This is a genomic window from Blautia sp. MSK18_10, assembly GCF_020553185.1.
Classification (GTDB): Bacteria; Bacillota; Clostridia; order Lachnospirales; family Lachnospiraceae; genus Blautia_A; species Blautia_A wexlerae.
This window is the reverse complement of sequence record NZ_JAJCGT010000002.1, coordinates 63,168-86,563: the sequence shown is the minus strand read 5'-3', so window position 1 is coordinate 86,563 and position 23,396 is coordinate 63,168. Positions and strand designations below refer to the sequence as shown.

General features: G+C 43.5%; 20 protein-coding genes, 1 tRNA gene and 2 pseudogenes. 2 read left to right on the top strand and 21 right to left on the bottom strand.

Translation table 11 applies throughout. The features are described from left to right. Positions 1 to 37: 37 nt before the first annotated feature. The 13 genes from LI074_RS01535 to LI074_RS01475 form a co-directional block, all read right to left on the bottom strand. Positions 38 to 310: an ACT domain-containing protein gene (locus LI074_RS01535; protein WP_008704728.1), complete on the bottom strand. Its 273-nt coding sequence runs from the start codon at positions 308 to 310 to the stop codon at positions 38 to 40. Positions 311 to 326: 16 nt separating this feature from the next. Further along, positions 327 to 1,121 (bottom strand): MBL fold metallo-hydrolase, encoded by a 795-nt coding sequence (locus tag LI074_RS01530; protein ID WP_008704729.1) that lies wholly within the window; start codon positions 1,119 to 1,121, stop codon positions 327 to 329. Beyond that, on the bottom strand, positions 1,108 to 1,710 hold the full coding sequence (coaE, locus tag LI074_RS01525; RefSeq protein ID WP_306797798.1) for a dephospho-CoA kinase: 603 nt from the start codon (positions 1,708 to 1,710) through the stop codon (positions 1,108 to 1,110). The genes LI074_RS01530 and coaE overlap by 14 nt, the downstream gene beginning before the upstream one ends. Next, complete coding sequence (gene polA / locus LI074_RS01520; protein ID WP_173697727.1) at positions 1,710 to 4,463, bottom strand: DNA polymerase I; 2,754 nt, start codon at positions 4,461 to 4,463, stop codon at positions 1,710 to 1,712. Before polA ends, coaE begins: the two co-directional genes overlap by 1 nt. Before the next feature lie 17 nt (positions 4,464 to 4,480). Continuing rightward, positions 4,481 to 4,828, bottom strand: coding sequence for a zf-HC2 domain-containing protein (locus LI074_RS01515; RefSeq protein ID WP_029676784.1), 348 nt, complete (start codon positions 4,826 to 4,828; stop codon positions 4,481 to 4,483). A 213-nt stretch (positions 4,829 to 5,041) separates the two neighbouring features. After that, the gene (gene ftsH / locus LI074_RS01510; RefSeq protein ID WP_118566270.1) at positions 5,042 to 6,997 is read right to left on the bottom strand and encodes an ATP-dependent zinc metalloprotease FtsH; all 1,956 of its coding nucleotides are present in this window, start codon (positions 6,995 to 6,997) and stop codon (positions 5,042 to 5,044) included. Positions 6,998 to 7,169: 172 nt separating this feature from the next. Beyond that, positions 7,170 to 7,252: transfer RNA gene (locus tag LI074_RS01505), tRNA-Leu, on the bottom strand. 63 nt (positions 7,253 to 7,315) lie between these two features. Then, the gene (locus tag LI074_RS01500) at positions 7,316 to 8,380 is read right to left on the bottom strand and encodes a leucine-rich repeat domain-containing protein (RefSeq protein ID WP_173697726.1); all 1,065 of its coding nucleotides are present in this window, start codon (positions 8,378 to 8,380) and stop codon (positions 7,316 to 7,318) included. Between the two features lie 296 nt (positions 8,381 to 8,676). After that, a complete protein-coding gene (locus tag LI074_RS01495) occupies positions 8,677 to 10,191 on the bottom strand; it encodes a glycerophosphodiester phosphodiesterase family protein (RefSeq protein WP_173697725.1) in 1,515 nt (504 codons plus the stop codon). A 4-nt stretch (positions 10,192 to 10,195) separates the two neighbouring features. Further along, the gene (locus LI074_RS01490; protein ID WP_020993737.1) at positions 10,196 to 10,411 is read right to left on the bottom strand and encodes a hypothetical protein; all 216 of its coding nucleotides are present in this window, start codon (positions 10,409 to 10,411) and stop codon (positions 10,196 to 10,198) included. 184 nt (positions 10,412 to 10,595) lie between these two features. Further along, positions 10,596 to 11,876 (bottom strand): diaminopimelate decarboxylase, encoded by a 1,281-nt coding sequence (locus LI074_RS01485; protein WP_008704744.1) that lies wholly within the window; start codon positions 11,874 to 11,876, stop codon positions 10,596 to 10,598. A gap of 17 nt (positions 11,877 to 11,893) precedes the next feature. Beyond that, on the bottom strand, positions 11,894 to 12,772 hold the full coding sequence (locus tag LI074_RS01480) for a membrane protein (RefSeq protein WP_025576938.1): 879 nt from the start codon (positions 12,770 to 12,772) through the stop codon (positions 11,894 to 11,896). Between the two features lie 114 nt (positions 12,773 to 12,886). Continuing rightward, positions 12,887 to 13,828, bottom strand: coding sequence for a magnesium transporter CorA family protein (locus LI074_RS01475; protein ID WP_020993736.1), 942 nt, complete (start codon positions 13,826 to 13,828; stop codon positions 12,887 to 12,889). Between the two features lie 266 nt (positions 13,829 to 14,094). On the opposite strand from LI074_RS01475, the pseudogene LI074_RS18060 reads away from it, so the two are divergent. Then, positions 14,095 to 14,148, top strand: a pseudogene (locus tag LI074_RS18060) (DUF6783 domain-containing protein); the annotation flags it as partial. Here LI074_RS18060 and LI074_RS18055 read toward each other — a convergent pair. Further along, positions 14,140 to 14,244 (bottom strand): annotated as a pseudogene (locus LI074_RS18055) (DUF6783 domain-containing protein); the annotation flags it as partial. The pseudogenes LI074_RS18060 and LI074_RS18055 overlap by 9 nt on opposite strands. Here LI074_RS18055 and aroC point away from each other — a divergent pair. Continuing rightward, the gene (aroC, locus tag LI074_RS01470; protein WP_008704750.1) at positions 14,245 to 15,339 is read left to right on the top strand and encodes a chorismate synthase; all 1,095 of its coding nucleotides are present in this window, start codon (positions 14,245 to 14,247) and stop codon (positions 15,337 to 15,339) included. A 111-nt stretch (positions 15,340 to 15,450) separates the two neighbouring features. Here aroC and LI074_RS01465 read toward each other — a convergent pair whose 3' ends face one another. The 7 genes from LI074_RS01465 to hemA all read right to left on the bottom strand — a co-directional run bounded on the left by LI074_RS01465 (position 15,451) and on the right by hemA (position 23,302). Beyond that, complete coding sequence (locus LI074_RS01465) at positions 15,451 to 16,518, bottom strand: lactonase family protein (protein WP_008704751.1); 1,068 nt, start codon at positions 16,516 to 16,518, stop codon at positions 15,451 to 15,453. 294 nt (positions 16,519 to 16,812) lie between these two features. Next, positions 16,813 to 18,090: a glutamate-1-semialdehyde 2,1-aminomutase gene (gene hemL / locus LI074_RS01460; RefSeq protein ID WP_118408165.1), complete on the bottom strand. Its 1,278-nt coding sequence runs from the start codon at positions 18,088 to 18,090 to the stop codon at positions 16,813 to 16,815. Then, entirely contained in the window at positions 18,090 to 19,073 is a 984-nt protein-coding gene (gene hemB / locus LI074_RS01455; RefSeq protein WP_008704753.1) for a porphobilinogen synthase, read from the bottom strand. The genes hemL and hemB overlap by 1 nt, the downstream gene beginning before the upstream one ends. A gap of 60 nt (positions 19,074 to 19,133) precedes the next feature. Beyond that, complete coding sequence (cobA, locus tag LI074_RS01450; protein ID WP_118408163.1) at positions 19,134 to 20,639, bottom strand: uroporphyrinogen-III C-methyltransferase; 1,506 nt, start codon at positions 20,637 to 20,639, stop codon at positions 19,134 to 19,136. Positions 20,640 to 20,687: 48 nt separating this feature from the next. Continuing rightward, positions 20,688 to 21,608: a hydroxymethylbilane synthase gene (hemC, locus tag LI074_RS01445; RefSeq protein WP_330584076.1), complete on the bottom strand. Its 921-nt coding sequence runs from the start codon at positions 21,606 to 21,608 to the stop codon at positions 20,688 to 20,690. Further along, entirely contained in the window at positions 21,586 to 22,083 is a 498-nt protein-coding gene (locus tag LI074_RS01440; protein ID WP_118408159.1) for a precorrin-2 dehydrogenase/sirohydrochlorin ferrochelatase family protein, read from the bottom strand. The genes hemC and LI074_RS01440 overlap by 23 nt, the downstream gene beginning before the upstream one ends. Beyond that, on the bottom strand, positions 22,073 to 23,302 hold the full coding sequence (gene hemA, locus LI074_RS01435) for a glutamyl-tRNA reductase (RefSeq protein WP_025576942.1): 1,230 nt from the start codon (positions 23,300 to 23,302) through the stop codon (positions 22,073 to 22,075). Before hemA ends, LI074_RS01440 begins: the two co-directional genes overlap by 11 nt. Between the last annotated feature and the right edge of the window lie 94 nt (positions 23,303 to 23,396).

The window sequence follows — 23,396 nt, the reverse complement described above, 5'->3', positions numbered from 1 at the left end:
AGGAAAGTCCCTCAGTGGCTTACCTGCTTAGATTTTCTCAGATTCTGTGCATTACATTGAAGATATCTTCATGCTGGCAGCGGATCACTACACCGATCTTATCTCCAAGGGCTTCCAGTTCTTTGGCAAGAACTCCGTTGTCTTTCTCACATTTGCTGGCATCTGTTACCATCATCATGTTGAAATATCCCTGTACGATGGTCTGGGAGATATCAAGAATGTTTACATTATTGTCTGCAAGATAAGTACAAACCTTTGCAATAATTCCTACGGTATCGTTTCCTACTACTGTGATGATTGTCTTTTTCATAAGTTCTTTGTCCTTTCTACACTGTAATTACTTCTGATATGCAATCCCTCTGTGCCACCTGAATTCTGAAATCACGCGACTTATAAGGGTTGTCACCTAAGGTTACTTCTGAACAGACGGTTTCATATGCCAGTTCCTCATAGTTATTTTCCCTGCTCAGATGTCCAAGGAAAATCCCTTTCATATTGTCATGCAGCAGCCTGCATAAAAGCCTGCCTGCATTCTCATTGGAAAGATGTCCCCTGTCTCCAAGGATTCTCTGTTTCAGATAATAGGGATATTTTCCAACCTGCAGCATACGGATGTCATGATTTGCTTCCAGAAGAAGCGCATCCAGATTCTGCAGATTACCGACTATGTACTCATTATATTTTCCAAGGTCTGTAGCAATCCCCACAGAATGCTCTCCACACTCTACCCGGTATCCTACGGGCTGTGCAGCATCATGAGGGATCGTAAAAGGATTCACTGTCAGATCATTAATCTCAAAAGGCTCATCTTCGTGTATCTCACGAAAAATCCCTTCCGGCATTTTTCCAAGATTCATGTGAGATAAAGCTTCCACAGTTCCTTCTGTCGCATAAACCGGTATCTGATGTTTCCTTGCGATCACGCCCAGACCTTTGATATGATCCGAATGTTCATGTGTAATCAAGATACCATCAATATCTTTTCCTGTCAATTCCAGAGAATTCAATCCCTGTTCTACTCTTTTTCCGCTGATGCCTACATCCACCAGAAGATGGGTATTATCTGAGCCCACATAAATACAGTTTCCGCTGCTTCCGCTGGCAATGCTACAAAGTCTCATATTTTCTGATTCCTTCCTCAATCTGCCGTCTGGTCTGTGCAAAATCTCCGTTATTTACCACAACATAGTCTGCATTTTCCCGAAAAAAAGTCTCCGGTGCCTGACTGGCAATGATACTGACTGATTTCTCTCTTGTATAACCGCGGTTCTCCATCAGTCTCCTGATACGGATCTCTTCATCCGTATGAATATACCATATCGTATCGCAAAACTCCTGATAATGATCTTCCAGAAGGAGTGCAGCTTCCACCACACATATCTTCTGTCCCTGCTGTTTCTTTACAGCTAACTGCTCTCTGATGTACTGTTTCACAGCCGGATGGATGATCTGGTTTAATTTCTCCAGAAGCTCTGGATGTGAAAATACTACATCCGAAACCTGTCTGCGGTCAATAGTTTTATCATTTTTTATGATTTGTCTTCCAAATAGTGCAATCACCGGTTCATAACAGGACTGCCCCGGCTCCATCACCAGATGCCCGATCTCATCTGCTTTCATCACATATGCCTGATACTTTTCTTCAAGAAAATCAAGCACGGTACTTTTTCCGGCACCCACTCCGCCGGTAATTCCTATTGTTATCATCATCACTTCGCCTCATACCAGTTATTACCCTGATGCATATCGACTTCCAGTTCTACGGAAAGCTTTGCAGCACCTTTCATCTCTTCTTCAAGAATAGCAGAAACCTGCGGGATTTCCTCTTTACAGGTCTCTATCAGAAGTTCATCGTGTACCTGAAGTACAAGACGGGATTTAAGATTCTCATCCTTTAATCGTCTGTACACACGGTTCATTGCAATTTTAATGATATCCGCCGCAGTTCCCTGTATTGGAGAGTTCATGGCTACTCGCTCCCCAAAAGACCTCTGCATAAAATTACCGGATTTCAGTTCCGGGATCGGCCTGCGTCTGCCAAACATGGTAGTCACATATCCTTTTTCTTTTCCCTCTTCCACCAGTCCGTCAAGAAATCCTTTGATCTTTGGATAAGTTTCAAAATATCTTTCAATATATTCTGCTGCTTCTTTTCGTGTGATACTTAAATCCTGGCTGAGCCCAAAGGAACTGATCCCATAAACGATTCCAAAATTTACTGCCTTGGCATTTCTCCTCTGCAGATCTGTCACCTCATCAAAGGGCACATGGAATACCTCTGATGCTGTATGTCTGTGGATATCCTGGGCTTCTTTATATGCCTGGATCAGTTTCTCATCCCCTGACATATGCGCCAGAACGCGAAGCTCGATCTGGGAATAGTCCGCATCCAGAAATACATATCCCTCTTCCGGAACAAATACCTTACGGATCAGTCTTCCAAGCTCCATTCTTACAGGGATATTCTGAAGATTCGGCTCTGTGCTGCTGATCCTTCCTGTTGCTGTAATTGTCTGGTTAAAAGTAGAATGAATCCTGCCGTCCTCTGCGATCTCACCAACAAGCCCGTCTGCATAAGTAGATTTCAGTTTCGCAAGCTGACGGTACTCCAGAATATCCTTTACAATGGGATACTCCGGTGCAAGCTTTTCCAAAATATCTGCCGCTGTGGAATAACCTGTCTTTGTTTTCTTTCCACCCTTAAGGCCAAGCTTTTCAAACAGGATCACTCCCATCTGTTTCGGAGAATTGATATTAAACTCTTCCCCTGCCTGCTGCCAGATCTGCTTCTCCAGTTCTCCAATACGTACACTTAGTTTCTCACCGTAGCTTTTCAGTTCTTCACTCTTCACGCTGATTCCCCATTTTTCCATGGAATCAAGAGTAAAGATCAGCGGAAGCTCAATCTGTGTATATACATTCCACATACCTGTATCACGCAGTGCTTCACACATGGGTTTCCGGCAGGCAAGTGCTGTATAGGCCATGTAGCAGGCCCATGCTGCAAGCCCCTCTGCACTCTCCTCCCATGCTTTTTCCACTGTTTTCTTTCCAAGAAGTTCCTCTCTTGCAGGCAGGATACGACCATTCAGATATTCCTTTGCCATATCATCGTAAGTATAGGAGGATTTCAGAGGATTCAGCAGATATGCAGCCACACCTGCATCAAATACAGCCATCGGATCATCAGATTTTATATGCTTGAGTAATGCCTTTACATCCAATGCACATACACATTTTTTATCATATTTCAGAGTACCGTCTGTATTGACATCAGATATCTCATTTTCCGGATCCTTCTTCACATCATCTGTATTAGATTTCATAATATTCTCTGTGTTGGATTCAGATACTTTATGAAGGAGCCCTTCCAATTTTCCGCAGAGATAACCTTCTGTGATCATCCCTTCTACAGGAATATAATAAATTTCCTCTTCATTCAGCGCAAGTCCTGCACCAAATACCCTGCCATTCTCTGTAACCAGAGAAACACCCGCTGTCTTTCCTGCTTCCGCTTTCGCAAACAGCGCTTCACAGCCTGCCAAGTCTGCACATGTGAAAAACTCCTGTTCCAGCGTATCTTCCTGTACGGCCGCAGAGTCAAAACGGTTAAGCAGATTCTTAAATTCCAGCTGTCTGCAGAGAAGGAAAGCTTCTTTTGTATAAAGATTTCCCAGTTTTGCCTTTTCATACGAAAACTCTATGGGACTGTCCGTACAGATCGTAGCCAGAGCCTTGCTCATCTGCGCCATATCATAATGTTCTCTCATTGATTCCCTGGCTCTGTTTGGCTTCAGCTCTTCCAGATGCTCATAAGCATTCTCAATACTTCCATACTCCACAATAATCTTTGTGGCAGTCTTCTCACCTACTCCCGGGATTCCCGGAATATTGTCAGCACTGTCACCCATCAGCGCCTTTAACTCAATGATCTGGGGAGGTGTCACCTGATATTTCTCGATCACCTGCTGTGCATGATAATCCTCTATAGTGGTCTTGCCCCTTACAGTCTTTGGCAAACGGATCATAACCTTATCTGTCGCAAGCTGAAGCAGATCTCTGTCACCGGAAAGGATTGTCGCATCCATTCCTGCCGCTTCGCTTTTCCTGGCCAGAGTTCCCAGAATATCATCCGCTTCGTAGCCTTCTTTTGTCACAACATTCACACCCATTGCAGTAAGCATTTCTTTAATCAGCGGTACCTGCTCTCTCAGTTCTTCAGGCATGGGTTTACGTGTTCCCTTGTATGCTTCAAACATCTTATGGCGGAAAGTCGGTGCCTTCAGGTCAAATGCCACTGTCAGATACTGAGGCTTCTCTTCCTCGATCGTCCGAAGAAGGATATTCAGGAAACCATATACTGCCCCTGTGTGTTTTCCTTCTGAATTTGTAAGATCCGGCAGACCATAAAAAGCTCTGTTCAGAATACTGTGTCCGTCAATCAGTAATATTTTTTCGCTCATAAAATCCTCCAGTGTTTTTATAGAATGTAATTTGTCTCCATCATTACAAAAATCAATATTGCCGCAATCGTAGCGATCAGAAGGCATATACTTACTCCAAACATCAGCCAACTGGCTTTCTTCTTGCGGATATATCTTCTGGATTTCCGGATATCCTGTTCCAGCAGTTTTTTGAAATCCAGAACCGAATCGCTGCTGTCATCATCAAGCTGCTGTGTTACCTCATGTACAATAAAATATGTTTCCAGTTCATCATAACAGGAAGAACAATTCTGTACATGATCGAGAAACTCTTCCAGTTCATTTAGTGGAAGATCATGTTTAATATAACTACTCACCATTCCTTCTGCAGTTCGGCAATCCATCTTCATTCCCTTCTTTCTTCCAAAAAACATCCAGGATGCTGCGTTCACTATTACGAATTATAACCGAACCGGAGTTAATTGGCAAGGAAAAGCAGCAGAAGCTCAAATCGCCTCTGCTGCTTTCATTGCTGTTCACTCAGTTTTCAGTGACATAACCAAATTTCCGGATTGCCTGCGGCAATGGACTTTTGGCTTGTATATCTTGAGAAAATATCACTTCTGCAGATTCACTTTCCCGGAAGATGTATCTGCATCAGCTTCTGTACTGTTTTCGGATTCTGCATTGTTCTCAGACTCTGTATTACTTTCAGATTCTGCCACTACAGTGGGAACCTGTACAGGTGTATTTAGGATCTTCATAAATTCCTCACCTGTAATTGTCTCATGCTCATACAGATATTTTGCAAGTTCATGGAGCTTTCCGATATTGTCCTGAAGGATTTTCAGTGCTTTCTGGTGTTCCATCCTGACAAGCTCCACAACCTTCTTATCCAGAAGAGTCTGTGTCTCAAAAGAACAGCTTAAGCTGGAGTCTCCGCCCAGATACTGATTTGTCACATTCTCCATGGCAACCATATCGAAGTCTTCACTCATACCATATCTGGAGATCATTGCTCTTGCAAGCTTAGTCGCCTGTTCGATATCATTGGATGCTCCGGTTGTAATAGAGTGGAAGATCAGTTCCTCAGCGGCACGACCGCCTGTAAAGGTCGCTATCTTATTTGCAAGTTCTTCCTTTGTCATCAGATAATGATCTCCGTCATCCACCTGCATGGTATATCCGAGTGCTCCTGATGTACGCGGAATAATAGTGATCTTGTGGACCGGTGCAGATTCGGTCTGCTTTGCTGCAACCAGCGCATGTCCGATTTCATGATAAGCAACTATCAGTTTTTCTTTATTGGAAAGAACTCTGTTCTTCTTCTGATATCCTGCGATAACTACCTCAATACTCTCCTCAAAATCTGCCTGAGTGGCAAATTTTCTGCCGTCACGTACTGCACGAAGTGCTGCTTCATTGACAATATTTGCAAGTTCTGCACCGGAAGCTCCGGCCGCAGCTTTCGCAATCTCATCAAAACGTACGGAATCTGCGATCTTAATCTTCTTTGCATGGACTTTAAGGATTTCCTCACGTCCTTTTAAATCCGGAAGTTCAACAGGAATACGTCTGTCAAAACGTCCGGGACGAAGAAGTGCGGGATCAAGGGAATCCGGTCTGTTGGTTGCCGCAAGGATCACAACACCTTTGGAGCCGTCAAAACCATCCATCTCTGTAAGCAGCTGGTTCAGAGTCTGCTCGCGCTCATCATTGCCGCCTGTAAATCCGGCACCATCACGTTTCTTGCCAATTGTGTCGATCTCATCGATAAATACAATACATGGAGCTTTCTCATTCGCCTGTTTGAAAAGATCACGCACCTTGGCAGCGCCCATACCAACAAACATTTCCACGAATTCAGAACCGGAAATGGAGAAGAACGGAACTTCCGCTTCACCGGCTACCGCTTTTGCAAGAAGTGTTTTACCTGTACCCGGAGGGCCTACAAGAAGGGCTCCTTTCGGCATAGATGCACCGATTTCTCTGTATTTCTGCGGGTTATGAAGATAATCTACGATTTCTGTCAGAAGATCCTTGGCTTCGTCCTCTCCCGCTACATCTGAGAATTTGATTCCCGTAGATGATTTCACATATACTTTCGCATTACTCTTTCCAAATGACATTGCCCCACCGGGACCTCCGCCCATGGAACTCATCATCTTTTTGCTGAGCCACCTTCCAAGAAGGATAAAGATGGCAATCGGCAGTACATATCCTGCGATCAGACTGATCCAGATAGATGTCTGCTGTGGTGCTGCTGCACCGAACTTGACATTTGCATCATGCAAACGGTCTACAAGGTCAGGATCATTCATCTTGACAGTTCTGAAATAACCCTCCTGTCCGTCACTCTCTGCTACATAATAAATATAATCATCCTGAATTTCTACTGTCTTAACGTAATCCTTCTCTACTCCTGTCAGGAAAGTACTGTAATCAGTCGTCTGTACCTTTCGTCCCTCAATTGCAGGAAGTAACAGCACATTCAGAAGAATGATAATAACTGCCGCAATGATATAATATACATAAAGCGGTTTTCTGCCAGGCTTTTTATTATCAAGGTTCATTGGCTTTTCCTCCATTTCGTTTTGTTATGATGTACCATATCACTTATTCATCTCTTTTTCAAGAAAAGCGAGATAAATTTCATAAAGATTTTAGAATTATCTGAACTGTTCAATACGGCAAATAAAAAAAAAGCGAAAACCTTCACAAACAAAGGCTTCGCTTACTTTTTAATGCCGGCAGTGGGACTTGAACCCACACGTGGTTGCCCACAACAGATTTTGAGTCTGCCTCGTCTGCCATTCCGACATGCCGGCATTGAAACGAGTATTATCATATCACGTTTTTGTCGAAATGGCAAGGACATTTTTGAGTTTTTTTTAATATTTCACAAACCTCGTTTTAGAATACACACTACTTGCCTTGATCAATTTCTGATATCTGGCAAACAGCTTCTCAGGAAGTCTGATAGTTACGGTTTTGTTGACCGCAAAAGCTTTTTTTCCAACATAGTTCAGTGCTGTACTGTTGATCCTGATCACTTTGACTGCCGGGCACTGGTAAAAAGCTCTGGCATCTATATGTCTGACACTGGCAGGAAGTATAAAATTTCGCAGTTTTGTACACTGTGCAAATGCGTTGCTGCCAATTCTTTTTACTCTGCTGCCAAACCTTATGTTCCGCAGATTCGGGCACTGGCTGAACGCATATTTTCCAATCGTTGTTACATTATTTCCAAAAATAACATCTGTAATTTCTTTGTTCCCGCTGAAGGCATTCTTGTCAATTGTAGTTACTTTATAAACTTTATCATTGATCACAACTGTAGCCGGAATCTGTATCACATTATATTCCGCAGCAAGACCTGTAACGCTTACTTCTCTTTCATTTAAAATCTTATAGCCAATTCCACCTATCAGGTACTTATAGCTTCCACCCTGTTCAGTTAACGGAGCTGCATTGAACTGATATCTCACAGGTTGTACAATATCGTTTTTCTCCCATATACCTCCTGTATATTCTTCTCTCTGGAAAAAGACATATATATTGTATGCACGTTCCACCTTTGTATAAATACCCTTTGCAGAACCGATTTCCCATTTCCTGTGAATATCGCTTTCCTGCGGTTTGAGAGAAAGACTCCAGTATAATGGCGTCCATCTGACATCTCCCTCAACAGGATTCGTATTCTGCGTTCCGGCACCGGTCACATTAAATTTATAGTAAGTGTTGGGATAGAAAACCAGAGGTTTGTCAAGTCCTTCAACGACACTGTCATTTGCACTTACCCCTTTGCTTTCATCTGTGTCTGTTGAAGTTTCCTCTCCGGCTGCCCAGATGAAATTCTGTGTATCTGCTCCATCCTGAAATTCCGCTGCACCGATCGTACTGACCGGAACTGCTGCCAGAACACCTGCCAGCACCATAGCTGCTATTTTTTTCATTACTCTCTCCTCCTCTTTTTCAGCAGTATATAAAATATATACAACTGTTCAGTCCTTTCTTATAGCAATAGTGAACTGTTAAATACTTACGACATTTGTGTTACTGTTCTGCTTACAATTTATATCTACATCTTGTATTTTACTTATTTTTCTGCTAAATGTCTACCTTGATTTTCTGCTAATCCTGTCGTATTTTTGTTACTGTTCACTCCGTTCTCAGTAACTTAGCCAAAATTCATTCCAGATTGCCTACGGCAATAGAATTTTGGCTTGTGTGTCTCGGGATTTTGGCATATTCATGCCAAAACACCTCGCGGGATAGTGCTATGTGAACAGTAACGCATTTTTACTTCATCTGTATTCCACTTCTCATACGTGATATAATCCGCACCCATTTTCCTGAAAATGTCTACCATATCCTCATTCCGGCAAAGCCATACGGATATGCGGATTCCATTCTGATGGGCATTGTTGATATCATTCATACTGATATTTTTATACTCTGCACTTATGTCCAGATCATATTTCTTACACTGCTGTATCATAGAAGCATTCATGCGCACTGTACGAATCCACTGCAATTTCCCTGTAAATCCCATCTCACGCAGTTTACCAAGTGTTTCTATGCGGAAACAGATGATTACCGGCTCTTTCTGTGATTCAGTCAGAAGCTGCATGAACAAATTCATGGCTTCTTCCGTACGGATTGACTTTATTTCAATCACCGGCGTCACAGAGTACTTATTGCAGCATGCAATATACTGTTCCAGTGTAGGAATAAGATTATCCGGATACTGCGAAGCATTTCTTCCATTTATAATCGGATACTGCTTTATCTCCTCATAAGTCATCTCTGAAATAAGCCTGTCCTCCCCGCACATCCGCAGCAAAGAATCATCATGAGAGACAACCAGAACTCCATCTGCGGTCTCTCTCACATCTGTCTCCACAAACTCCGCCCCATTGCGTCCTGCCATCTCAAAGGCAGGCACGGAATTCTCAGGTGCTTCTGTCTGTTCACCTCTGTGCAAAATATAATGAGTAACTCCATCCAGGGGTTTCCGGAACTTTTCCTCATCTTCCGGTGCAGGTGTGATTTTCGGAGTTGGCGTGACCGTTACCGTCGGCTCCGGGGTCACAGATGGTGCTGGTTCATCCGGCGTCAGTGTAGGCGTAATTTCCGGAGTTTCTGACGCTGCCGGCAGGACGATCACTTCTATCTCTGATACATACCTGTCAGTACCATAAGAAACACTGGTGATTTTGACATTTCCCGTCTTTTTTGCAGTAACTTTTCCTTTCTTTGATACAGTTGCCACCGTTTTATCAGAAGAAGTATAAGTCAGCCTTTTTCCATACTTCTGCGGCTCCAGAATAATTGTCTTTCCTGCCGTTACTTTCACCTGTTTTTTGTATTTCTTAAAAAGAACTGTTTCCGTTTTATTATAGACAAAAACCTCGCAGTTTACTTTCAGTCCACTCATCTGTGCTGTGATCGTTGCCTGTCCGGGCTTTAAACCATATATCCTGCCATTTATAACCTTTACACATTTTGAGTTACTGCTGGTCCATTTAAACTTCTTTGGACTCACTTTTGTATCATGATTCAGGATCTTTACTGTATAAGTGGCACCGGTCTTTACAACCACCTCAGATTTATGCACTCGATATTCGTCTGCTGCATAAGTATTATCTGCCACAGATATTATACTGGTAAAACCTGTAATTATAAGCACAATAGCAAATATGACAGACCTTACAGTCTGCATGCCTGTTCTTTTGTCTCTGTATTCTTTTTTCTTATCTCCCATTATTCTATCTCTCATCTCTCATATGCCATTCCTGATCTGCTGCTTTTATTTCCGGTATGTTCTTAAACACTTCACAATTCTGATCACATTCGTCTCTGATGCAGGGACAGACCATCTTTACTTTTTTAAAATGTCCGGGAACACCTTCATATTGTACACTCCACAGACCATTGTAATGCAGCTGTTTACACATTCCTGTTTCATATTCATATTTAATCATACTACCTCCGAACAGACAAAATTTTTACAGTACATTCTTCTGAAATCACTGTTTCTCCATGCAAAACGAAAGGCACTAACCTTCCAGCATCATGCACAGATCAGTACCTTTCTTTTTGTGTGTTTTTATGTCATATCTGCCCCGTCAATACCACAGGACAGTAAATTACAGAATAATCACAGCATTATTCCATATCTTCCAGTAATTTCTCATAAATCGGGAAGCAGTCAAATGTTGCGAAATAATCTTTCGGTGTCTCGGCACGGCGGATCATCTCGAAACTTCCATCTTCATGGAGAAGAATCTCAGAAGATTTCAGTTTACCATTGTAGTTATATCCCATGGCAAAACCATGAGCTCCTGTATCATGGATCACAAGAAGATCTCCCATATCAACCTTCGGAAGATAGCGGTCAATTGCAAACTTATCATTGTTTTCGCAGAGAGAACCTGTCACATCATACATATGATCACATGGCTGGTCTTCTTTTCCCATAACAGTGATATGATGGTATGCGCCATACATTGCCGGACGCATCAGGTTTACGGCACACGCATCCACACCAATATATTCTTTATGAGTATGCTTCTCATGGATTGCCTTAGTTACCAGGCAGCCATACGGTCCCATCATGAAACGTCCCATCTCTGTATAGATTGCAACATCACCCATTCCGGCCGGAACAAGTACTTCTTCGTATACTTTGCGGACACCCTCACCGATCTCTCTGATATCATTCGGAGTCTGATCTGGTTTGTAAGCGATTCCAACACCACCGGAAAGGTTGATAAACTTCACATGAGCGCCTGTCTCCTTCTGAAGTTTCACTGCCATTTCAAACATCTCTTTCGCCAACATCGGATAATACTCATTTGTCACAGTATTGCTTGCAAGGAATGCATGGATACCGAATTCCTCGGCACCTTTTTCCTTCAGGATCTTGAATGCTTCAAAAATCTGCTCTGTTGTCATACCATATTTGGCATCTCCGGGGTTGTCCATAATATCGTTGCTGATCTTAAACACTCCGCCCGGATTATAACGACAGCTGATCACCTTCGGAATATATCCTACGGCTCTTTCTACGCTCTCGATATGTGTGATATCATCAAGATTGATGATCCCGCCGATTTCATTTGCATATTTGAATTCTTCTTCCGGTGTATCATTGGAAGAAAACATGATATCTCCCTCTTTGCATCCGATTGCTTTGGACATCATCAGCTCTGTCATGGAAGAACAGTCACAGCCACAGCCATACTCCTGAAGGATCTGGATCAGAAATGGATTTGGAGTTGCCTTCACAGCAAAGAATTCTTTGAAGCCCTTATTCCATGCAAATGCTTCTTTCACTGCCTTTGCATTCTCGCGGATACCTTTTTCATCATAAAGATGGAAAGGTGTAGGAAACTGCGCAGTGATTTCCTGAAGTTTATCCAGGGTGACAAATGGTACTTTTTTCATAATAATCTTTTCTCCTCTTACTTCTTGTGTATATGTGTATATAAATGATCCTGACAGTACTCGTAGTTTCCGTTACATTTAGAACAGAAACGGAATTCCAGATTCGGATCATCTTTCTCTGTACGGCCGCAGACTGCACATTTGTGCTTTGTCACTTCCCCTGACTTGCTGCCACCCGGGAAGGGAACGGTCTTACTTTCTCCCATTGCTCTCTTAAACTGGTTTCTGCGATGGATTTCCTTCGGATTGTATCGGTTAAGATTTCTTGTACCAAGGAAGAAAATGATAAAGTTCAGTAAGGATGCGATGATTGGCAGTGCCATAAACCATGCTCCTCCCATAAAATATCTGACAATATCATATACCACAAGAGCAGCATATACAATCGCCATCCACTTCATCTTAATCGGGATTACAAAGTACAGTAAAACCTTCATATCCGGATATGTCAGCGCATATGCCAGAAAAATAGATAAACTGATATAATACGTTGAAAACTGTGATCCATTCAGATAAGCATCTAACACTCCACCTGTGATAAAATACAAAATAAACGCAGAAATTACTGTAAAAATCATTCCAGATAAAATATATACAGTAAATCTGAATGATCCCCATGTACGTTCCAGCGATGCACTGATCGGATAATAAAAGAACAATATCGCAATCATAAACCATAAAGCAGATGACGTACTCGGCGGATAAATAATCCATGTAACAAGTCTCCATATCTGACCATGCAGGATTTCAGAGACATTCAAACTCAACATGGAAAGAGCCCCCGGATTAATATACATCAATGCATATCCCAGTACATAACTTACAATAATATAAATCGTAAGATTCTCAATCCCGCGATTTCCAAATTTTCGTTCCAGTTTGTCAATAAATTTCATAAATCTCCTTTTCTCACAAAATGCTATTCGTTCTTTCGTTACAGCGGATATCCACAATCTGCTTTCTCTGCGTAATTCTGCACCGAATAACTGCCTCTCAGTTCAGACACAAAATCAGAAAAACTTCTTCCTGGAAAGAAATATCGCTGCAATGATACTTGCCACTACAGAAAGGATGATAACGATAAGAAATCCCCATGGTGTCCTGGAAAACGGCATTCCCGCAGCACTCAGGTTCATACCATACGCACTGAAAACAATAGTCGGAATACTCATAACAATGGTAATAACAGCCAGAACCTTCATGACAATGTTCAGGTTATTGGAAATAACTGACGCAAAAGTTCCCATCATACTGCTGAGGATACCACTGTAAATATTAGCCATCTCAATGGCCTGCTTGTTCTCAATGATAACATCCTCCAGAAGCTCTGTATCCTCCGGATATTTCTTGATACTCTCCACCTTCAGAAGTTTCTCCAGAACCATCTCATTGGAACGCAGAGATGTGGTAAAGTATACCAGTGATTTCTCCAGTTCCAGAAGTTCCATCAGTTCCTGATTTCTTGTAGACAGATGAAGTTTCTCCTCAATCTGCTCGCTCTTCTTATCTATAATACGCAGATATCTCAGATACATGCTGGCATTACGGTACAAAATCTGCAGAATAAATCTGGTTTTCATATAGGTAAAAAAGTTTCTTACCCTGCCTTCCATAAATCTTGTCAGAACCTGTGTGTCTTCCAGACATACAGTAAAGATCATCTTCTGAGTCACGATAATACCAAGAGGAATGGTCACATACCAGTCCTTCTCGTTACGTTCTTCAATCGCAGGTACATCTGCAAGGATAAGGGTATAATTGTCCTCCACTTCTATACGGGAACGCTCTTCCTCATCCAAAGGTGCGCGCAAATCGTCCACCTCTATCCCAAACTGCTCGGAAATTTCAAAAATTTCTGTTGCCGTAGGATTCGTCAGTGCAATCCAACAGCCCTCCTGTGGTTCCTGTATTTCATGGATAGCGCCATCGATTGTCTTAAAAATCCTTACCACGATCCACACTTCCCTTCTTTTTCTCGATTTCCCCTCAATAGATTGTTACTGTTTACTCTGTTCTCAGTAACAATAAATCTGCAACTATTCAGAGTTTCTGCAAAAGATTACTGAACAGTTACGTTTACTCTTTATTTTCACAAAGACTCAAACATCATTATAATTTGAACATGAATTTTTGTCAATTCCAATGCTTTCGGTTTACAAAACTTTTACACTTCGCTATAATAAAGTAGTATTTATTTATAAAAGTCCCGTAAAGTGGGGGCGTACAGATTGCGGGAATGATTTTCCAAACACGCTCTAACTACAGCAACTGAATTCAGGTGAAATATCCCGCAAAGTGGGGCGTGCAGATTGCGGGAATGATTTTCCAGACACGCTCTAATACAATAACAGGAAAGGATACAAATCATATGAGCCAGTCATCATTTGGAAATAAATTTAAGGTAACCACCTGGGGGGAATCCCACGGAAAAGCTCTCGGAGCTGTGATAGACGGATGCCCGGCAGGCCTTCCTCTCTGTGAAGAGGACATTCAGAAATTCCTCGATAGAAGAAAACCCGGCCAGAGCAGATACACCACCGCCCGTAAAGAGGGAGATCTGGTAGAAATCCTCTCAGGTGTCTTTGAGGGCAAAACCACCGGAACTCCAATTTCTCTGATGGTAAGAAATACAGATCAGCGCTCCAGAGACTACGGAAATATCGCATATTCCTATCGTCCCGGACATGCAGACTATACTTTTGACCAAAAATACGGATTCCGCGACTACAGAGGCGGTGGACGTTCTTCAGGGCGGGAAACCATCGGAAGAGTTGCAGCAGGTGCCATTGCTTCTAAAATATTAGAAGAACTTGGCATTTCAATCTGCACCTATACCAGATCTATCGGACCTGTTGAAATCGCTTCTTTTAATAAAGAAGAAATCCATCAGAATGCATTTTATATGCCGGACGCACAGGCAGCAGTGAAGGCCGGTGAATATCTGGAAGAATGTATGAAGAATCAGGACAGTGCAGGCGGCGTGATCGAATGTCGTATTACCGGAACACCTGCCGGACTTGGCGAGCCTGTCTTTGACAAGCTCAGTGCTCTTCTTGCCCACGCCCTGATGTCCATCGGTGCAGTCAAGGCTGTTGAAATCGGTGACGGCATTGCAGTGACTTCCTCAAACGGTTCCACTGACAATGATGGATTCACAGTCAAAGACGGTGAAATCATCAAAACCTCCAACCACGCAGGCGGAATCATGGGAGGAATCAGTGACGGCAGTGAAATCATACTTCGTGCCCATATCAAGCCAACCCCATCCATCAGCCAGCCGCAGCAGACCGTAACCAAAGATAAAGAACCTCTTTCTCTGGAAATCCATGGACGACATGATCCGGTCATTGTCCCAAGAGCAGTGGTTGTAGTAGAATCCATGGCAGCAATCACACTGGCGGATGCGCTCTTTGTCAATATGAGTTCCCAGATGGATAAGGTTCGGGATTTTTATCGGAAATAATTCCAATTAATCCACGCAAAAATACCTTCACTTGAATCCTGAGCTGATCTCAGTTTCAAATGAAGGTATTTTATTATCTGCCTATATTGCTGATTCTATGTAACGAATCTGTTATTCTTCCGGAACCGGCCAGATTCTGATACAGTTTGGCTCTGTAATCTTAATCGGCTTGCCGTTCATCACAATAATATTCTTCTCATAATCCACTGTAAAAGTAGTCAGTGTATTACTTGCATGATTAGCCAGCACCAGATGCTTATCATCCGGTAAAAGCACCAGATCTTTCGGATATTCACCACTGATCGGAAGTGTAAACTTCCTTGTCAGCATACCAGTCTCCTCATCACGCTCAAACATGGAAACTGTATCCTCACCTGCTGTTGTACAGAAAAGATGCTTGCCATCATTTGCAAGAGAAAGACCAGACGCTGCATTATGTGTATCATGAACATCCTTCTTCGCACTTGTCTCAATCGTCTGGATCAGTTCAAACGCCGGAACCTTACCGCTTCCATCATATTTGTAAGCCCTGATCTCATTACTGAGTTCAAAGAGAATATAAGCAAACTTACCATCATCGCTAAAACGAATGATACGCGGGCCGCTCTCTCTCGGACATCTCAGGATGTCTACCAGTTCCAGCTTATTGCGCAATTTGTTGACACGGTAAATCTTCACCTGATCAATTCCGTTATCTACTGCACAGAGATATTTATTATCCGGAGTCGGACGAACACAGTTCACATGGGGACGGAAGTTACGCTCTGCAACACTTCCGAGTCCTGTATGGAATACGCCATCCATCAGGCTTCCAAGTCTGCCGTCCTTATGAGTATGTACAACAGTCACCTTACCGTCATGATATCCGGCAACATAAAGATACTTACCGTCAACATCTGTAGAAAGGAAACAGCCTCTCATTCCATCAATATTTACACTGTTGATACGTGACAGATCACCATTTTTATCACGTTTAAATACTGCAACACCCTCATCCTCGATAGAATAAAGATACTTACCATTCTTTGAAACAGCCATGTGGGATGCATTACTTACTTCAACACTGCTGCGTTCTGTAAGAGTGCCATTCTCAACATCAACATCATAAACATGGATTCCCTGTCTGGAAGAGCCATGTGTATAAGAGCCCACATAAGCTACATATTTCTTTTCACTCATAATGCTTTTTTCCTCCTGCTGTCCTGAAGTTTATTTATCATCGCTCACTCTGTTCCCGTCTGCTGTCAGCGAGCAATAATATTTTCGTCCCGATATTGCCGGACGATGTCATACGATAAGGTGATTATAGCACATTTTCCTAATCAGAACAAGATTACGGAACTCAGTTTTATGTATTTTTTCCAGTTCATGGGTTACTGTCGTTACTGTTCACATACAAGCCAAAATTCTATTGCCGCAGGCAATCTGGAATGAATTTGGGCTAAGTTCTATACCGGATAAGCGCTCTGCTGTTTATTTGGTAAAATAATTTCTGACAGCCTCCAGTGTCTGGTCTATGATCTCATCTGTATGGGCAACAGATAAAAACATTGCCTCAAACTGTGACGGAGCCATATGGATTCCCTGCGCAAGCATTCCCTTGAAATATTCAGAGAAAGCTTTTGTATCTGAAGATTTGGCTGATGTATAATCCACAACCTCCTGCTCTGTAAAGAACAGGCTTCCCAGGGAAGATACGTGATTGATATGGTAAGGCAGATTTTTCTCTGCCAGGATTTTCTCCATACCGCCATAGAGACGTTTTCCTTTTTCCTCCAGATCTTTATAAATTCCCTGGTGTTCATAGAGATATTTTAACTGTGTCAGTCCTGCTGCCATTGCAATAGGATTTCCGCTTAAAGTACCGGCTTGGTAAACCTTTCCCACAGGGGAAACCAGTTCCATGATCTCTCTGCGTCCGCCGTATGCGCCTACCGGCATACCTGCACCGATAATTTTACCATAGGTGACCAGATCAGGGGTCACGCCGAAATATTCTGCAGCACCGCCAAAAGCCAAACGGAAACCAGTGATAACCTCGTCAAAGATCAGAAGGGCGCCGTACTCATCGCAGAGCTTTCTCAGACCTTCCAGGAACCCCTTTTTCGGAGGAACCACACCCATATTGGCGCCTACAGCTTCCACGATAACAGCAGCAGTCTGTCCGTCAGCCTGCTCCATCAGTGCACGTACACTGTCCAGATCATTATAAACAGCAGTCATGGTATCCTCTGTGCATCCCTTAGGCACACCGGCACTGTCCGGAACACCGCTTGTCATCACACCGGAGCCTGCGCTTACCAGCATGGCATCACTGTGTCCATGATAGCATCCTGCAAATTTAATAATCTTATTCTTTCCGGTAAATCCTCTGGCAACACGGACTGCACTCATAACAGCCTCTGTACCGGAATTTACCATACGCACCATATCCACATGTGGAATATGGTCACAGATGAACTCAGCCATCTCCACTTCGATTGCAGTTGCGCATCCGAAGCTGAGGCCCTTTTCACATGCCTTCAGTACACTTTCTTTTACTTCCGGAAAATTATGGCCCAGAATCATAGGTCCCCAGGAATCGATATAATCCACATATTCTTTTCCATCAACATCATAAATATGGCATCCGTCTGCGCGGTCGATAAATCTCGGTGCAATACCGATTGCGCCATAGGCACGTACAGGACTGTTTACTCCTCCCGGAATCACCTTTACCGCTCTGTCAAATAATTCTTCTGATAAACCCATCAGCCGATTCTCCCTTCATCCATGCATTTTGCAAGTTCTTTTGCATAATAAGTAAGATAGATCTGGGCACCTGCACGGTATGCACTGACTGCCATCTCACACATAATACGTTCTTCATCGATCCATCCCATCTTTGCAGCTGCTTTCACCATTGCATATTCACCGCTTACACTGTATGTTGCAACCGGCACATTTACAGCCTTTGATACCTCAGAGACCATATCCAGATAAGACATGGCAGGTTTTACCATAATGATATCTGCGCCCTCTTCCACATCCGTAAGAGCTTCCTTCATTCCTTCTCTTCTGTTATGGAAATCCATCTGGTAGCTCTTTCTGTCACCAAAAGACGGTGCAGAACCTGCTGCATCACGGAATGGTCCGTAGAAAGCAGATGCATATTTTACTGCATAGGACATGATCGGTGCTCCATAATGTCCGTTCGCATCAAGAGCCTCACGGATAGCACGTACACGTCCGTCCATCATATCAGAGGGAGCTACCATATCTGCGCCTGCCTCTACATGGGAAACAGCTGTCTTAGCCAGTAATTCCAGTGTTGCATCATTATTTACATCATGACCGCAGAGCACTCCGCAGTGTCCGTGTGAAGTGTACTCACACATACATACATCTGTGATATAGTACATGTCCGGGAACTGTTTCTTTGCTTCTCTCAGGGCCTTCTGTACGATTCCGTTGGGGTCGTACGCACCGCTTCCCACCTCATCCTTATGATCCGGGATACCGAACAGCATAATGCTGTTTACTCCTGCATTCTGCAGACGTTCCAGTTCAAAAGGAAGACGGTCTACACTGTAGCGGAACTGTCCTTCCATAGAAGGGATCTCTTCTTCGATTCCTGTTCCCTCTTTTACAAATAAGGGATAGATAAGGGAAGACTTATCCATTCTTGTCTCTCTTACCATTTTTCTTAAATTTTCACTGCCTCTTAATCTTCTTGGTCTCTGAATTAAATCCATGTCTTTTTGCTCCTTTTATCAACAATTCTCATAACTGTTCCATTTTTTGCAGAATAGTTATCAGTTTTCCTGTTTCATCTCTTCCACAAGCTCTATGAGACTTTCGATGGTAGCCTTCTTTGCCATGCAGGTCTGCATACCATAAGCATCTGCTGCAGCTTTGGTCTGTTTTCCGATACAGGCAGCTTTTACCTTCGTATAGTCCAGTCCCTTTGTGCCTTCCACAAAGCCCTTTACAGTGGATGCACTGGTAAATACTACACAGTCCACACTTCCTGTCTCCAGTTCTTTCTTCTCATCGATCAGTCTGCTCTTCTCATAACGAGTAGTGTAGGTTGCAATATCATCCACCTGTGCCCCTGTCTGCTCCAGCAATTCTGTCAGCTTTTTATTTCCGGCTTCGGCTCTTGGGATCAGAATTTTTTCATTTCCCTGAAGTTCTTTTGCAAGCTCTGCTCCAAGAGTATCTCCGTCATACACACCTGGCACAAAATCAGCCAGCAGGTGATGCTCTTTCAGCTTTTTCTTCGTTCCTTCACCGATCACTGCGATCTTCGCCTGTCCCAGGCTGCGCACATCCATCTCTTTTCTGTCCATCTCGTCAAAAAAGATCTCCACACCTGCAGGGCTTGTAAAAATGATCCACTGATAAGTATCCAGTTTCTCAAATGCCTCATACAGTCTGCCATTATCCTCAACAGGTACTGTACAGATAGACGGCAGCTCCAGAACCTCGGCACCTTTCTGACGGAGAAGATCTGCTGTCTTTGAAATATGCTGTCTTGGTCTTGTGACCAGAACCTTCCAGCCTGCCAGAGGAAGCTTCTCATACCAGGCAAATTTGTCAGCCAGAGAACATACCTTTCCCACAACAATAATGGCAGGTGTCTCTATCCCCTGTCTGTCCACCTCTTCCTTGAGGGTACCTACAGTAGCAACCACCCGCTTCTGTCCTGCTGTTGTTCCTTTCTGAAGAACTGCTGCCGGCACATTCGGATCCATTCCGCCTGCAAGAAGCCCTTTGCAGATATCCTCCAGTGCTGCAATTCCCATGAGAAACACCAGTGTTCCCTTTGTCCGGGTCAGTGCCTTAAAATCTATATCATACTCCTGCCCTGCGCGTTTATGTCCTGTAATAATATGTAAGGACGAACAGAAATCCCTGTGTGTCACAGGAATCCCATTGTAAGCAGGAACAGAGATGGGAGATGTCACTCCGGGCACGATCTCATAAGGGATTCCATTCTCAGAAAGAAGTTCCAGTTCCTCCCCGCCTCTTCCAAAGAGAAAGGGATCTCCACCTTTAAGCCTTACCACTTTATTTCCTTTTTCAGCTTCTTCCAGAAGAACCTTATTAATATCCTCCTGCACCATTGTATGGTGATTTGCTCTTTTACCTACATTAATCAGTCTGGCATGCTCCGGGATCTTTGCCAGAACCCCTTCGCCTACCAGACTGTCATATACTACCACATCTGCCTGCTGCAGAACCGCTGCGCCCTTTAATGTAAAAAGCCCGATATCACCCGGTCCTGCACCAACCAGCCAAACCTTGCCAGCTGCCATGTTACCTCTCCTTTTTGCGTCACAAGAATTTTCTTTTTATAAATTTTTTTATCTTCCCTCACAGTCAGATTTCAATTGCTTTGCAAGTGCAATTCCAAGCTTCTCTCCATCCTCTGCTGCACCTCTGATCTGACCTGTAAGCCACTTTCCTGTAGCTTCACTGTAATATAAACCGCGGATAAAGATCTCATCTCCGTCCACCTCTGCAAATGCAGCTACAGGCGAAGAACATCCTCCGTCCAGATATTTTACATATGCGCGCTCTGCAGTTCCTGCAATCCAGGCATCCCTGTCACAGTATCCGTCCAGATACCCATAATCCTCACCTTTGCGTCCCTGCACAGCCAGGATTCCCTGACCTGCTGAAGGAATCATCTCATCTGGTGTAAAATATCTGCTGATCCTGCTTTCCAGCCCCAGTCGTTTCAGACCTGCCGCTGCCAGGATCAGCCCGGAATACTCTCCTTCATCCAGCTTGCGAAGCCTTGTCTGCAGATTTCCACGGATACTCTTTACCTCCATCTCAGGATACAGCTTCTCTAACTGAAGAGTTCTCCTTAAGCTGGAACATCCCAGAGGTTTATCCGGATCCAGCTCCGCCACTCCCTCAGGAAGCACCAGTACATCTCTTGGATCCTCACGCTTTGAAAAGGCCAGAAGGGGAAGCTCTTTTGGAACCTCCATAGGCATATCCTTAAGACTGTGTACAGACAGATTGCTTTTACCATCTAGCAATGCCCTGTCCAGTTCTTTTACAAACAATCCTTTTCCGCCCACCTTATCCAGGGTACGGTCCAGAATAATATCTCCTGTTGTTTTCATAGTCAGGATATTTACTGTTATTTCAGAACCGGCATTTTTTTCACGGTTTTTCTGCTCTATGTAACTTTTTACCATCTCACTCTGGAGAACGGCCAGCTTACTCTCTCTACTTCCAATGATCACCTCAGTCATCATTTCCCTCCTCATTCTCATCTTCCTGCGCAACCCTCTCCAGGGCATTCTGGATTTCTTCTCTTATCCTGCGCGCTTTTTTATGATCCAGACCGCTGGCTGTGATTCCCACCACCAGTCCATCCTCCATATAGATCCCGGGGAAATAAAAATCGCACTGTTCTCTGTCGCTGGCTACATTAACATAAACGCCTTCCTGCCTGCAGATCCTGTGGATCTCATCATTTAACTTTCTGTCATTTGTAGCTGCGATCACCATATATGCCATCGCAAAGTCTGTACGCTTCACCGGACGTGTGATCAACTCTACATAGCCGGCTTTGCCAAGCTCCATCATCTCCATGGTGACCTTCGGAGCAATGACTCTGATATTTCTGGTGAATGATAAAAGGGTTTTCACTCGACGGGTTGCAATGTTTCCGCCGCCTACAACCACGATATTCTTATCTGATAAGTCTATAAACATTGGAAAATACGGCTTATTCTTCATATATTTTCTCCAGTCCTGCCACACACTCAAGGAAAATCTCCTGATTCAGACTGTCACGCAGACCAAAGATCAGTTTATTTACTACTTTTCCTGCTGCCGTATCCACTGCATGGACCAGATTCTGCCTGTCATCCTCTTCCATAGGTGTTTTCTTTAATATCTTTGCAATCCTTAAATTCAGGTCATTGACTGCCTCATCTTTAATATCCTGAATTCTTGGGATCAGGTCTCTTCCATCCAGCCATTGGAAAAATTCATCCATCTGCTCTCTTACGATCGCGCCTGCTGCCTCCAGATTTTCCTGAAGTTCTGCAGGAACTTCCTCTATACGGAAGCTGTCCATGTCATAAAGTGTGACCCCCTGGAGCTTTCCAACAGATGGCTCTATATCTCTGGGAACTGCCAGATCGATCAGAATCAGGTCATCCTTTGTCCTGATTCCCTGGAATAATTCTTCTCTCAATGTGAAATTCGGGCTTGCAGTTGCACTCACTACAAGGTCACACTGCGGCACATACTCCATTCTGTCACCGTAATTAATGCGCTTACAGCCCAGCGGAATATTCACAACTCCGCTTCTGTACTGACGGATGGTCACTGTCACATCTGCACCTGCCTCCTGCAAAGCCTGAGCAGCCACCTTACCCATCTCACCGTTACCGATGACCATACAGGTCTTATCCCTGAGAGAATACCCTTTCTCTGCCAGAAATCCGATGGCCTGATGGATCACTGACGGATTTCCATGGGAAAAAGGAACCTCTGTCTTAATCCTCTTTCCTGCTGTGGCAGCCATTCTGAACAGAACCTCCAAAACACCATCTGCCGCAAAATTCTCTCTTGCCAGATTCAGGGCATCCTTCACCTGTGTAAGGATCTGATCCTCCCCTATGATCTGTGATTTCAGACCACTGGTAAGATAAAAAAGATGCTCAACTGCCTCCTGATCCTTACGCTCTACAAAATATTGTCTGTAAGAATCCTCAGTAATTCCCTTTATCCTGCAGAGGCAGTCATAAAGACAGACATCCACCTCATCATCCACACTTGCCCAGACCTCCAGGCGGTTACAGGTGGACAGGATCACGCATCCATATATTCCATTTTGATTCTTTATTTTTTCCATTGCTTCACCGGCATTTTTCTTTGTAAATGCAAATTTCGCACGAATATCCACCGGTGCCATATTATGGTCAATTCCAATCATGGAAATACTCATAACTCTAACTCTCCTTCGTATTTCACCATTTCTCATTCATTTCATATCATAATCATTTCCTGTTAAGATGTCAATTGCAAACGCGGAAAAAGCT